Source organism: Gelidibacter gilvus (assembly GCF_004115975.1).
Classification (GTDB): Bacteria; Bacteroidota; Bacteroidia; order Flavobacteriales; family Flavobacteriaceae; genus Gelidibacter; species Gelidibacter gilvus.
In genome coordinates this window covers 234,138-246,236 of sequence record NZ_SDDZ01000004.1, presented here as the reverse complement: position 1 = coordinate 246,236, position 12,099 = coordinate 234,138, and the positions used below count along the sequence as shown (strand labels likewise).

At 38.2% G+C, this 12,099-nt stretch carries 10 protein-coding genes and 1 riboswitch; of the genes, 3 read left to right on the top strand and 7 right to left on the bottom strand.

Going from position 1 to position 12,099, the window contains the following annotated elements:
* Positions 1-90: 90 nt before the first annotated feature.
* Positions 91-136: riboswitch (PreQ1 riboswitch) on the top strand.
* A gap of 4 nt (positions 137-140) precedes the next feature.
* Entirely contained in the window at positions 141-782 is a 642-nt protein-coding gene (locus tag ESZ48_RS09460; RefSeq protein ID WP_129017169.1) for a 7-cyano-7-deazaguanine/7-aminomethyl-7-deazaguanine transporter, read from the top strand.
* A gap of 166 nt (positions 783-948) precedes the next feature.
* The gene (locus ESZ48_RS09455) at positions 949-1,422 is read left to right on the top strand and encodes a plastocyanin/azurin family copper-binding protein (protein WP_129017168.1); all 474 of its coding nucleotides are present in this window, start codon (positions 949-951) and stop codon (positions 1,420-1,422) included.
* Positions 1,423-1,531: 109 nt separating this feature from the next.
* Here ESZ48_RS09455 and ESZ48_RS09450 read toward each other — a convergent pair whose 3' ends face one another.
* The 4 genes from ESZ48_RS09450 to ESZ48_RS09435 all read right to left on the bottom strand — a co-directional run bounded on the left by ESZ48_RS09450 (position 1,532) and on the right by ESZ48_RS09435 (position 5,455).
* Positions 1,532-1,897 (bottom strand): hypothetical protein, encoded by a 366-nt coding sequence (locus tag ESZ48_RS09450; protein ID WP_129017167.1) that lies wholly within the window; start codon positions 1,895-1,897, stop codon positions 1,532-1,534.
* Positions 1,894-2,169 carry a hypothetical protein gene (locus ESZ48_RS09445; RefSeq protein WP_129017166.1) on the bottom strand — a complete coding sequence of 92 codons (276 nt, stop codon included), beginning with the start codon at positions 2,167-2,169 and terminating at the stop codon, positions 1,894-1,896. The genes ESZ48_RS09450 and ESZ48_RS09445 overlap by 4 nt, the downstream gene beginning before the upstream one ends.
* 220 nt (positions 2,170-2,389) lie before the next feature.
* Positions 2,390-4,180, bottom strand: a complete 1,791-nt coding sequence (locus tag ESZ48_RS09440) for a ribonucleoside-diphosphate reductase subunit alpha (RefSeq protein WP_129017165.1) — start codon at positions 4,178-4,180, stop codon at positions 2,390-2,392.
* Entirely contained in the window at positions 4,181-5,455 is a 1,275-nt protein-coding gene (locus ESZ48_RS09435) for a ribonucleotide-diphosphate reductase subunit beta (protein WP_129017164.1), read from the bottom strand.
* A gap of 565 nt (positions 5,456-6,020) precedes the next feature.
* Here ESZ48_RS09435 and ESZ48_RS09430 point away from each other — a divergent pair.
* Positions 6,021-6,371, top strand: a complete 351-nt coding sequence (locus tag ESZ48_RS09430) for a GIY-YIG nuclease family protein (RefSeq protein ID WP_129017163.1) — start codon at positions 6,021-6,023, stop codon at positions 6,369-6,371.
* Between the two features lie 129 nt (positions 6,372-6,500).
* On the opposite strand, the gene ESZ48_RS09425 is transcribed toward ESZ48_RS09430, so the two are convergent.
* The 3 genes from ESZ48_RS09425 to sbcD form a co-directional block, all read right to left on the bottom strand.
* Positions 6,501-7,373: an endonuclease/exonuclease/phosphatase family protein gene (locus ESZ48_RS09425; protein ID WP_223266407.1), complete on the bottom strand. Its 873-nt coding sequence runs from the start codon at positions 7,371-7,373 to the stop codon at positions 6,501-6,503.
* Between the two features lie 263 nt (positions 7,374-7,636).
* The gene (locus ESZ48_RS09420) at positions 7,637-10,672 is read right to left on the bottom strand and encodes an AAA family ATPase (protein ID WP_129017161.1); all 3,036 of its coding nucleotides are present in this window, start codon (positions 10,670-10,672) and stop codon (positions 7,637-7,639) included.
* Positions 10,673-10,675: 3 nt separating this feature from the next.
* Positions 10,676-11,869, bottom strand: a complete 1,194-nt coding sequence (gene sbcD / locus ESZ48_RS09415; protein ID WP_129017160.1) for an exonuclease subunit SbcD — start codon at positions 11,867-11,869, stop codon at positions 10,676-10,678.
* Positions 11,870-12,099 lie beyond the last annotated feature (230 nt).

The following is a 12,099-nucleotide window of genomic DNA, read 5'->3' as shown; positions in this document are numbered from 1 at the left end:
ACTAACTCTGAACTCATAACTTTAAATCCTCTCCATCCGAAGCCATTAAAATAGTCACTATCTTGCGCCCTTAATTTTCCATCAAAAATGGAAAAGGTGGTTCGAAAATTCTCCCACTTTAAAAAACTAAGAAACGCTTTATGTCCTCTATAAAAAATCACCGACTTGTTTTACTACTGGTCGGATTTCACATTCTTATTGTTGCGTCCAGTAATTATTTGGTCCAATTTCCGATCTCGGTTTTCGGATTCAAAGCCACTTGGGGCGCTTTTACCTTTCCGTTCATCTTTTTGGCAACAGACCTGACCGTGCGACTTTTTGGGGCGGGAATGGGACGGCGGATCGTTTTTTATGCCATGTTTCCGGCCTTGGCGGTTTCCTATTTTATTACCGTTGCTTTTCGTCAGGGGGATTGGATGGGATTTGAGACTTTCTTTAGCTTTGATCTTTTTGTGGCACGTATTGCCATTGCCAGTTTTGCCGCTTATGTTGTTGGGCAGGTTTTGGATATTTTCGTATTTAATAAACTTCGGCAACATAAACAATGGTGGCGCGCGCCATTGGCTTCGGGTGTTTTTGGGAATTTTATGGACACCTTGACCTTTTTCTTTATTGCCTTTTACAAAACATCAGACACCTATCTTGCCGAAAATCTGGTGGAAATTGCTACTGTGGATTATATTTTTAAAATGATCATCAGTGGGTTGTTTTTTCTTCCGCTATATAAAGTCATTTTAGATCGGGTGACGAAAAGATTAAAAGAAAGGACTTTAAATAATTAATTCACAATCCTACTCATCCACTATTATTGAACTAAGGAGTCGTTTAAGCATATTGATCCGTAAGAAAATCCAACAAACATTTGACATGTAATAAATTACGCTGGAAATGTTCAAGAAAAATCTTACATTAGCGACTTTATAAAATAACTTCATAAAATTTAAAAAAATGAAAAAACTATTATTTGCCCCAGTAGTAGCTGTTCTATTAATTCTTTCTTCTTGTAGTAAGAAGGACAGTGACGATTCACCAGTAATTCATGATCCCATCACTATCGAGTTAAAAGGAAATGATGCGATGCAATTTGTTGGTACGACCGATTTTAATGTAAAATCCGGACAGGACATCAATCTAATACTTACTCACATTGGACAATTACCTAAAGAAGCTATGGGACACAATGTGGTGGTCTTAAAGCCAGGAACAAATTTAGATGACTTCGCTACTAAAGCGTTCCAATCACGAGAAAACGATTATATCCCAGCTACTTTTGCGTCTTCCATTGTTGCACACGCCAAGCTCTTGGGACCGGGCGAATCAGATGCCATTAAATTTAAAATTGAAACGCCTGGCGTTCATACCTTTATATGTAGTTTTCCCGGACATTATGGAACTATGAGAGGTACGATAACCGTCAAGTAAATCATATCTTCTCCTAAACTATTAAGGCAACCGCTATCGGTTGCTTTTTTGTTTTATGATTGTTAGAGGCTAATAGATTTCTTTTAATTTTTATGAATGACACTGATTCTTAGTCGATTTTCTGTAAAAAATAAAAAATTAGACCTCCCAATCCGTAACAAACCACATCCCAAACATCTCCAGTATAACGATAATCCTGTTGCGGGAGATAATATTCAAAAACCAATGAAAAAAGTACTACTAGACTTAAGATTGTAAACCCATTCAGACGAATGGATCTATCTTTTTTAATGAGCCAAACGCCGTGCAGACATAAGGTTGCAACCATAGGAATGGCCAGAAAATCATTAAGATGATGGAAGATCCAATTGGGACCAAAAATAGAAAAGAATTTCAAACTTTGCACCACTAGAAACACCGCAAAGGAAAGGAGTACATAAAAATGCAACAGTTGCAATGGCAGTTTTCGTATCATATAAACAGCATGGCAATGAGCCAAGCAATGACCATCCCGATGCCCATCACAATCGCCCAAACCGAATAAAAAATATAATAAATGCCGCGAACAAGAAAAAACCGATGCGTTTTCATACGGTCACTAAATGATTTTTTCTTCACTACTTCGGCTTTCAAAACACGTTTGGATTCAGTTTTGTCGACGTTATTTACTGAAGCAATAGGCGTCTCTTGAATCTTCGAAACGGATTCGTCGTGTGTCATATTCGTGTTGTCTTTCTGCTCTGACATCTCATACAAAATTCAACCTGCAAAAATACAAACTTTTATTTACGATGGATAGGAATTAGGCTATTGTTTAACAGTTTAGCTGACCTCATCCTGGTTTCTATCCGAAGCTAAAGAGCGTAAGGATAAAAATAAAGAACAGGTCCAGCAACTCCTGAACCTGTTCTTTAATTATTAGTGTTATTATTTTATTGTGTTTAAAATGAGTTACTCAAACATAGATTTAAGCCTCACAACTTGCACAATCTTTCTTCTGCGCAAATTTTTGGGCAGCATTCATACTGTGTTGGTAGTAAAGCGATTTCAATCCCAATTTCCATGCGGTCACGTGAATTTTATTGATTTCTTTAACAGGCATTTCTGGGTGCACAATGATGTTCACCGATTGGCCCTGATCAATATGGTTTTGACGATTGGCCGCTTGGTAAATAATATCCAATTGGTCAATTTCAGAATAGGTTTTAAACACATCCTTTTCGTTCTCGGTCAAGAAATCAAGATGCTGTACAGAACCATCGTTGTTACGGATATCTCTCCAAACGTCGGCATTGTTTTGACCTTTTTCCTCCAACAATTCTTCTAAATAAGAGTTTTTTATGGTGGTTTTAATCTTGGCAATATCCTTCACATACACGTTGGACCAGATAGGCTCAATTCCCTGAGAAACTTGGCCCAAAATAAACGCCGATGAGGTGGTTGGTGCAATGGCATTCAGGGTGGCATTACGTCTGCCGTAACCTTTAAGAACGGCTGGTTCTCCGAATAGTTCAGCCAATTCTTCTGATGCTTTATAGGATTTTTCTTGGATCAGTTTAAAAATCTCACTGTTTAGGTTATAAGCCTCTTGACTATTGAACGCTAGCATTTTTGACTGTAATAATGAATGCCAACCCAAAACACCTAGACCTAAAGCACGATTATCCTTGGCAAAATTATAAGCGCGTTCCATAAATAGGAAGGTCTGCCTGTCTTCTCTACTTTCAGAATCGCGATATGCTTCCAATTTATCAACAAACTCCGTGATGACGGCATCCAAGAAATAGACCATCGTCTCTACGGCATCGGTATCTTTCCATTTGTCGTAATGCAATACATTCACGGAAGACAATACGCACACAAAAGACCAATCGTCATTTGAAGGCAACATGATCTCCGTACATAGGTTACTGGCATAAATAGGAAGGTTTTTGTCCTTATAAACATCCGCAGCTCCATTATTGGCGTTGTCTTTAAAGAAAATATATGGATAGCCCATTTCACCCCTTCTTTGAAGCACTTTTGCCCAAATAGAACGTTTCTCTTCATCACCTGCAACCATTTCCTCCATCCATTGGTTGGTCACGGTTACACCATGGGTCAACTCCTGAATAGGGTTTCCTTCAGTACCGATTTCCAAAAACTCCATAATATCTGGATGCTCCACTGGTAAATACGGCGAAAATCGACCACGTCTCACAGAGCCTTGGCTCACAACGTCCACCATAGATTCAAACAACTGCATGATATGAACCGCACCAGAAGCTTGTCCGTTGTTTTTCACCTCAGCACCACGATGACGGATTTTACCGAAATAACCTGAGGTTCCTCCTCCTAGTTTGGACATCATCCCCACTTCAGATTGTGTATAGAGAATATTCCCCATATCGTCACCAATATGCGATCCAAAACAGCTGATTGGAAGGCCTCTTTTCTTACCGAAATTTGACCAAACCGGTGATGCCAAAGAGAAAAATCCTTCAGACATATAACCAAAAAATTTATCTGAGTATCCAGGGATGCCCAATATTTGTTCTGCTCTATCGGCAATTTCGCGAATGCGTTCCTCTGCAGTCACGCCGGGCGTTAGATAACCTGAACCTAAAAAGTTTCGGCTGTGTTCATTGAGCCATTCAAAACCTTGCGATTGTTTTTCTCCCGTTTTTTGGAGCGCTTCTTTTCGAGCGTTTACAAGGTTGTCAGTTTCTGAAATTGTTTTTGAGTTTTGTGTGTCGAGGGTTTGATTTAGATTGTTCATTTAAAATAGGTCATCACTGGTTATACTTTGAGTTCTTTTACTGTAATTGATAGAGCGTTTCACGAAGAAGTCGCCGTGTTTGGTACCGATGATCTCGTCATCAAACCATTCCGTTTGTGCGATAAGGCTTTGGTCTATCTCAAATATTTTTTCTATCCCTATGCTTTCAAGGGAATTGTTGAATCGGTTTTTTATAAATTCATTGACGACGGCCTTAGGCAGAAAGTCCAATTCGCCTTCTTCAAAAATCCAATCCACGATTCTGCTTTCAGAATCAAAGGCTTCTTTACATACTTCTTGTATCATCCTGTTGTAGTTATCGTCAAACCACTCTGGATTTTCGTCTTTGATTATTTTGATGATATCAATTCCGAAATCGCCGTGGATCTGCTCCTCTTTTGAAGTCGCTTCCACCACGTTTGAAATTCCCTTCAACATGTTTTTATGCTTGTTGAAGGCCATAATAATCAGGAATTGGGAGAATAACGACACGTGTTCGATAAAGAGGGAAAACAGTAAAATAGATTCTGCATATTCTTTATTATCCTCACTTTTTGCGTTTTTAAGAGCCGTTTCCAAATACTGAACCCGCATCATAATGGCTGGTTTTTTCTTAAGATCCTTGAATTCTTCGTTAAGGCCCAAGATTTCCAATAAATGCGAATAGGCATCGTGATGTCGCACCTCACTTTCGGCAAAGGTGGCACCTACAGAACCTATTTCAGGTTTCGGCATTCTGTGATAGATATCGCCCCAAAAACTCTTAACAGCAACCTCAATTTGCGAGATAGCCAGCATGGTGTTTTTGATGGCACTGCGTTCTACTTCCGTCAATCGGGTTTTGAAATCCTGGATGTCACTTGTGAAATTAAATTCGGTATGGATCCAATAGGAATGACGGATGGCCGGTACATATTCGTAAAGTGCGGGATATTCATAAGGCTTCAAATTGATACGCTTTTCAAAGATGTTCAGTTTACGCCTTTGGGTCTGCTGATTTCTGTAAAGAATATAGCCTTTTGCAACATCAAAAAAACCATTTTCCATCAATTTCGTTTCCACGAAATCCTGAACCTCCTCCACGGTGGGGATATAATTCCCATCCATTCGTTTTCTGTCCAAAAGTGCTTCATAGACCTTCTCAGATATGCGTTGCGCATCTTCAGGCCCTCCATGTTTTGCAGCGGTCATCGCTTTCAATATTGCATCAGTAATCTTCTGTAAATGAAAGAGTTTTGTAGTGAAATCTCTTTTAATCACGTGGGTAATTTCCATACGAATAAGTGCTAAAAATTAGAAAAATTTCTTGAGGTGTAAAGATGCCGATTTTAAATATGACTTTTTGAGGGTAGCAAAAATTGTTGTCAAATGGTTATCAACAATTGTGAACAAAACGGAATTTTCTGACCTTAACTGAGGTTAAAAAAAATAATGAGAACTTTATACCGAAAATGAAACATATCCGTTTCACACATTGAAATAATACTCTGTTTTTTGGATTTGAGACTTTTTAAAACTCTTATAGTGAATTGCTCTGACCATGATCTTTAGTTTAGAACTTCAAGACGAAATTGCCTAAATTTGGACGTTGTTTTTTGGTGCATCATAAACTATTTTAGAAGAAATTATTTAAAATGAGTTTTCTTATGGGTCTAGAAATTTCTAAATTATTTTTAATGTCTTAAAAAAAAAAGATTTAGGAGTAAACAGATTGTTGGTGGAAAACACCAACAATGGCATAACTAGGATAAATTGTTGGTGGAAAACACCAACAACGGCGAAAAACACCAACAGGAGCAGATTAATAATAATGATTAAATATTGCTTAATATAAAAAGACGTGGCTAAAACCTTATATACCATTTATGTTATTGAACTATCCAAACGTGTGTTTTCTGAAAACACTAAGTTCAGGACTGCAAATCCGCAATTTAATGGCGTCTTACAATGTTTGTACGTTGGTCAGACCAGCAAAACACCTAAGGAACGTTTTCTTCAACATAAAACGGGGTATCGTAATAAGAAAGGACACAAACTATCTGCTCAGATTGTGGAGAAATACGGCCTATACTTAAGACCTAGTTTATACACCCATATCGACCCATTTCTCACAAGAGCGGAAGCATTACAGGCTGAAGAACAAATTGCGTTAGAGCTACGCCGGGAAGGTTATGCCGTGTGGTTTAATTAAAGTAGAAGAACTTTCGAGGTAAAAAAACCAAAATATGATTTTGTTTCCCGCTGACCCGCCGGACGGGCAGGTTTCGCAGATATTCGCAGACGTGTTTACGTGTATGAAAGAAAACAGAAATACAATCTCTTAATGCACACTCATTCCAAATTCTAAAAAAACAGGCAAATGATCGGAGATTTTCCTTGCAGCCTCCAAGTTCTCGCAGTCTCCAATATAATCTACCACCCCAGAATTGATCAAAGAAATGCCCTTGGAATAATAAATATTATCAATGTCATGACTTAAATAACCGCCCAACTGGCATTTTCGTTTTAAGGTGGTCTTAGCTTTTTTTACTGAGGATTTAAAGCCTTGCTGATATAAATCGTTCCAAACTGGGTGGCGCTCATTGAGATTGAAATCGCCCGCTATAATAATATTATTCGAATCCAAGCGGTTTGGATAATCTTTAAAATACATTATTTCAAGTTCGGGATGGTCTTTATGGGTTCTGGAATGAAAGTTTATGACATAGAAAGTCTGTTTTAATTTTTTAAATCGGAATTTACCGAGATAAGGCTCTCTATTAATTTGGGATTCTAATTCTTGGTCTAAATAAGCTCTCCCCACAAGCTCCACTTTACTGGTTTTCCATAAAAAGGCATAACGCTCACTGATATACATCGACGGACTTTTGGTAGGATCACTAATTCTATAATCCCATGATGCCCCTTTTCTATTGAGTTCGTCAGCTAATTGTGCTACTTTTTGAGCCCCTGCCGGATGTTTCGCGACCACCTCTTGGATGGCTACAATATCAAAATCCCTTAAAACTTCCGCCATAAACATGATCTCATCATCCGTTTTAGACTGGCCCAAGTGTTGGATATTCCAGGTTGCTATTGCTAAATTGTCTTGGCTACCCGAAAGCTTTACCCTTTGAACTTTGTTTTTTAAAAACCTCGAGCTTTCAACTGATAAAGGCGTGGTTTCAGTTTTGGGCATTTGATCGACATCCATGCTTTTCTGTCGTGGAATGCAAGACACTAGAGTAATGAAAATCCAAAAAAATGAAAGCATCAAAGTCTTGGATCTAAAGCTAAGGGTCATCATTGAGGAGGATTTAGATTTAGTGAATGCGCAAAAATGACCAAAATAACTATAGGTTTGGATGCTTTAGATCAATTTATCTTTAGCATCATTTTTTTCTTTGCAGAATAGGGATTTAATCGAGTTTGTCTTGCGGCCGTAAATGTTATTAACTGAAAATCGAATATAATTCATCAGTTTACAATTTCAATCCTACTATACCCCGATCCCATTTTTTCCAAGCGTATTTGCGTGGTAATCCGATCTTTTAAGGCTTCCACATGAGAAATCACTCCAATGGATTTATCGCCTTCATTTTGCATTTTCTCCAAGATTGTGATGGCTTGGTTCAAAGTTTCAGGATCCAGAGTACCAAAACCTTCATCAATAAAAATGGATTCGATTTTGACGTTTTTTGCGGCTAGATCGGAAAGCGCGAAGGCCATCGCCAAACTCACCATAAAGGTTTCGCCACCAGATAAGGTGTTGATAGATCGTCGGGCATCGCCTTGATGGCTATCGAACACTTTTAAGGAATCATTTTTATCAGCTTCGTCTGCCGTAGGGATATCCAGCAGATAACGATCATTCATATCTTTTAAACGCAAATTAGCATACCCGATCAACTGCTCGAGCGTTAAGTCTTGAACAAAATTTGAAAACCTTTTCCCCGCGGCATCACCAATCAACCCGTTCATGGTTTTCCATAAGGCTTCTTCTTTTTTCAATTCTTTCAATTTTTCCAACAAGGCCTGCTGTTTTTCTTTGGCGTTAGCATCGGTCTCCAAGGTCTTTTTAATAATCCCGATCTGTTGATTTAAACTGCCAAATGCCTCATCCATCTTAGCATAATTCACTTCAAGTGCTGCTAAAGGTTCATCGGATGTAATTAGTTTTTTAAACGCTTCAATTTCCTTTTGGGCGGTATCTTTTTCGGTTTGCAAACGCTCTTGCCGTAATTCAATGGCTTTCTTTTTCTGACGGATCTGCTCAGCGTCTGTTTCGGATAGAATAAAAGCTTTCAAATGTGGAATACTTTCAACAGATTCCTTTTTTAAGATCTCACGGAGTTGTGTTTCAAAATCTTCTTTTTCTTTGGCGATAATCGCCAGTTTAGTTTTCAACGACGCAATGGCTTGCTGGTTGTTTTTGATGTTTTCAATGTTTGCAGCCCATTTCGAAATTAAAGAGTGTACTTTAGAATCTACAGCATCACCATCATAAAGATGTTTTCTCTTGGTTTCTTTTTCGGTGGTTAAATCCGAACTTGTATGCCATTGTTTTGCGGTATGGCTTAAATTCTCCAATAAGTTTCGTAAGTGGAATGCTTTTTTAATCTGTTCGACCAATTGCGAAGCTTTCAAAACCTCATTCTCCAAAGTCTGAAGGGTCTCATGATCCGGAATGCTTTCTATGCGTAAAATTTTGCTGAATTTTTCGATGTCTACAAGCTGTGGCGCGATAGCCTCCTTGATAATAAGAAGGTCTTGTTTCAAGGTTTTACTCTTTTTCTGCTCATTCTCTAAATTGGTTTGGGTGGCTGTTTTTAAAGCACGTTTTGTGTTCAACAATTCTGTTTTCGATTTTAGAACCGCCTCTTTAGCATCAAAAACGGGGTTTTCTATGGCAAACGGATGATCTAATGCTCCACATAGGGGACACGCTTCGCCATCGACCAAAGTATTTCGGTGCGCTTCCAGACTTTGATGTTTTTTACGCATCTCTTCTTCCTTAATTAACGTATCTACTTCTACTTCCAACAGCTTTAAATCCTCCTCTAAAACTTTAAGTTGAGTAGTGTGTTTTTCAACCAAAGTCTCACTTGCATTTAATTCGGTGGTTTTTGAATGTTTGTTTTTTAAATCGGAATTGTATTGGGTCAGTGCAATTTTCACCGAATGGATCAGCTGTAACTTTTCTCTGAGATTCACTTCTCTTTCAGCCAACTCATCATCACTGTTAATCTGCGTTGTTTTTAAGAAATTATCAATTTTTTCTTGAACAGGCTGAATACCCTCAATAAAAATAGCAGGTTGCGGATAAAATCGGATGCGTTCAGCATCTTTATTAATATCCAAAAGCAATTTTTTGATCGTGTCTTCATGTAGTTTTGCCTCTGCCTTGGCCAGATCCTCTTCTTTTTTTAATGCCGTTACCGCTTTATTGAAATCGGTTAAATTACTGGCAAAGTCTTCAGCGTCGATCTTTTTCTTTAACAAGAGTGACGCGTCGGCCAACAAGCCGTTTTTCTCTTTTAAAATATTCGTTTCCTTTACCTGCTCTTGGGCAAGTTCACCAGTATGTTCTTTAAACGCTTTCTCCTTTTGTTCAAAATTAGAGATGAGCTGGCTATGCCCGACATATTTAGAATGGTTTTTTAAAATGATCTCCTCTTTCTTAAAATTTTCAATCGTCTGAGCTAATTCCTTTTGTTGAGTTTCATTCGCATTTAAAATCGTTTGGTTTTTAAGAATGCCTTTTTGGTTTTCAATTTCCACTTTTAAAACATCCAATGCCTTTTTTTGAGTAAGCTTGGATTGGTTTAAGGCAACTTCTTGGGCAATTAATTCTTTCTTTTCGGCTTCAGGTAGTAATTCTACTTCTTCGAGTCGGGTTTCCTGTTTACTACAACTGTCAAAAGCAGCTCTAAACTTTCTGAACACAGCAATTCCGATGGATCTATAGTCCTTTGCACCAGTAATATCTTCCAGCAACTTATTCCGTTCGTCTCTTTTTGCCTGCAATAGTTTACTGAATTGGCCTTGCGATAATACCATCGCCTTTACAAATTGATCATAACTCAGCCCAATCAATTCTTCATTTTTGACAGGAACAGCAGATTTCCCACTTTCAAGAATAGCACCCGTTGCCACGTCGATAATTTCTTGTTTCCGATCGTTGAGATTGTTGTTGCGATTTCTTTCTATCGACCAATGCGAGCGGTATGTTTTTTGGTTGACGATATATTCCACTTCAGCATAACAATCCGTTGCATTACGGGTCATAATGCCCCCTTCATCTTCAATAACCGATTTGCTGATGGATCCTATTCTCGGGACTCTATTGTATAAAGCCAAAGTAATGACGTCCAACAAGGTCGATTTCCCTGAGCCCGTGGCGCCAGTAATGGCAAATAGACCACTTTTTGCCAAAGGGCCTGAGGAAAAATCAATATGGTGTTCGCCCCGAAGCGAATGGATATTTTTAAAACTGATTTTACTGATTTTCATAAACTATAGGTTAAGCTCTTCTAAAATTTGACGAAATGCATTTTTTAATTCTTCGGTGTTTTCTTGATGGCCATCAAGTTCCAATCTTTTTTCAAACATTTCCATGGGCGTCACATCGGCAACACTTATCCCAGGCTCAAAAGCTTCAGAAGCCCCGCGGACTTTATTGAGAAAATTCAATTTCGATTTTACAATTTTAAGATGTTCATTCTCGTAATTTTCCAATAGATCGTCTAAATCCCGACGGATCTGTATGTTTTCATCGGGTTCATTCACAATGATTTCAGCAAGTGAAACGAGATCCGTTATGGGCGAATAAGCATAGAGTTGTTTTTTAACGGCTTCGAGTGTGCCTTGAAAAGTGACTAAGTTTCTGAACTTTGGAATGGGCAGGATGTCCACCTCAACTTCTTTTCCGTTTACCGAAATAATATTGACCTGTTTCACTTCCTCTTTTTCACTGAAACTCAAACAAATTGGAGAGCCGGAATAATGCACATTCTTTGATACCGCATAAGGTTTATGAATATGTCCTAAAGCCACATAATGCGGTGCATCGCCAAAAATAGTTCCTGAAACTCCCGCCTGGTTGCCAATTTGGATATCCCGCATACTTTCAGAAACATGAGCGCCTTGAACGTATAAATGGCCCATCACTATAAAACAAATTCCGGGATAATACTGATGGTAATGGGTATCGATATTTGAAAAATAGGTTTTAATTCCCTCGCGAATCTGCTCAACCTTATCTCCGTAAGATTCTCCTGCTGCCGAATTTCTAATATCCTTATCCCTTAAAAACGGCACAGCGGCAATAACCACCTGCTCATCATTCTTAGTGTATTTTATAAATAGATCTTTAATATCCTCAGGGGCACCACCAATAACATCAATATTCAAGAACCCAAGAATGTCCTTTGGCGCATTTAAAACCGAAGCCGAATCGTGATTACCACCCGTCAAAATGATTTTACATTCGGTACCAAGCATCCGTTTTAAAAACCCATAATACTGCTTTAAAGACGTTTGCGACGGATTTGCCTGATCAAAGACATCACCTGAAATCAAAAGCAAATCGATGTGTTCTTTGGTGATGGTATCGATCAACCAATCGAAAAACAATTCCAAATCCTCTGCTAAGTCCATCTTATGCAATTCCTTTCCAATATGCCAATCGGCAGTGTGTAATATTTTCATATCAATTAATTAGGTTCTGAAATCAAGGTTTGTAGTTGCTTTTGTCTGTTTTAACGTGTTATGTTTAAAACAGGAGAACTATTTGTAAAAATGGAAAACCATCAAAAAAACTTGATTTCTTTCTTGTTTTAATCAGAGCCTAAACTTAAGAATATTTGATCGAAGTTGATGCGGATTTCCGCAAAAGAGGTCAACACGTTGCTATTTATTTATACTAATAATCCAACTTA

Excerpts from the sequence above, each read along its gene's own strand:
- ESZ48_RS09455 (WP_129017168.1), top strand. The coding sequence starts at position 949 with ATGAAAAAACTATTATTTGCCCCAGTAGTAGCTGTTCTATTAATTCTT.
- ESZ48_RS09450 (WP_129017167.1), bottom strand. The coding sequence starts at position 1,897 with ATGATACGAAAACTGCCATTGCAACTGTTGCATTTTTATGTACTCCTT.
- ESZ48_RS09420 (WP_129017161.1), bottom strand. The coding sequence starts at position 10,672 with ATGAAAATCAGTAAAATCAGTTTTAAAAATATCCATTCGCTTCGGGGC.
- ESZ48_RS09445 (WP_129017166.1), bottom strand. The coding sequence starts at position 2,169 with ATGTCAGAGCAGAAAGACAACACGAATATGACACACGACGAATCCGTT.
- ESZ48_RS09460 (WP_129017169.1), top strand. The coding sequence starts at position 141 with ATGTCCTCTATAAAAAATCACCGACTTGTTTTACTACTGGTCGGATTT.
- ESZ48_RS09440 (WP_129017165.1), bottom strand. The coding sequence starts at position 4,180 with ATGAACAATCTAAATCAAACCCTCGACACACAAAACTCAAAAACAATT.
- sbcD (WP_129017160.1), bottom strand. The coding sequence starts at position 11,869 with ATGAAAATATTACACACTGCCGATTGGCATATTGGAAAGGAATTGCAT.
- ESZ48_RS09435 (WP_129017164.1), bottom strand. The coding sequence starts at position 5,455 with ATGGAAATTACCCACGTGATTAAAAGAGATTTCACTACAAAACTCTTT.
- ESZ48_RS09425 (WP_223266407.1), bottom strand. The coding sequence starts at position 7,373 with ATGGATGTCGATCAAATGCCCAAAACTGAAACCACGCCTTTATCAGTT.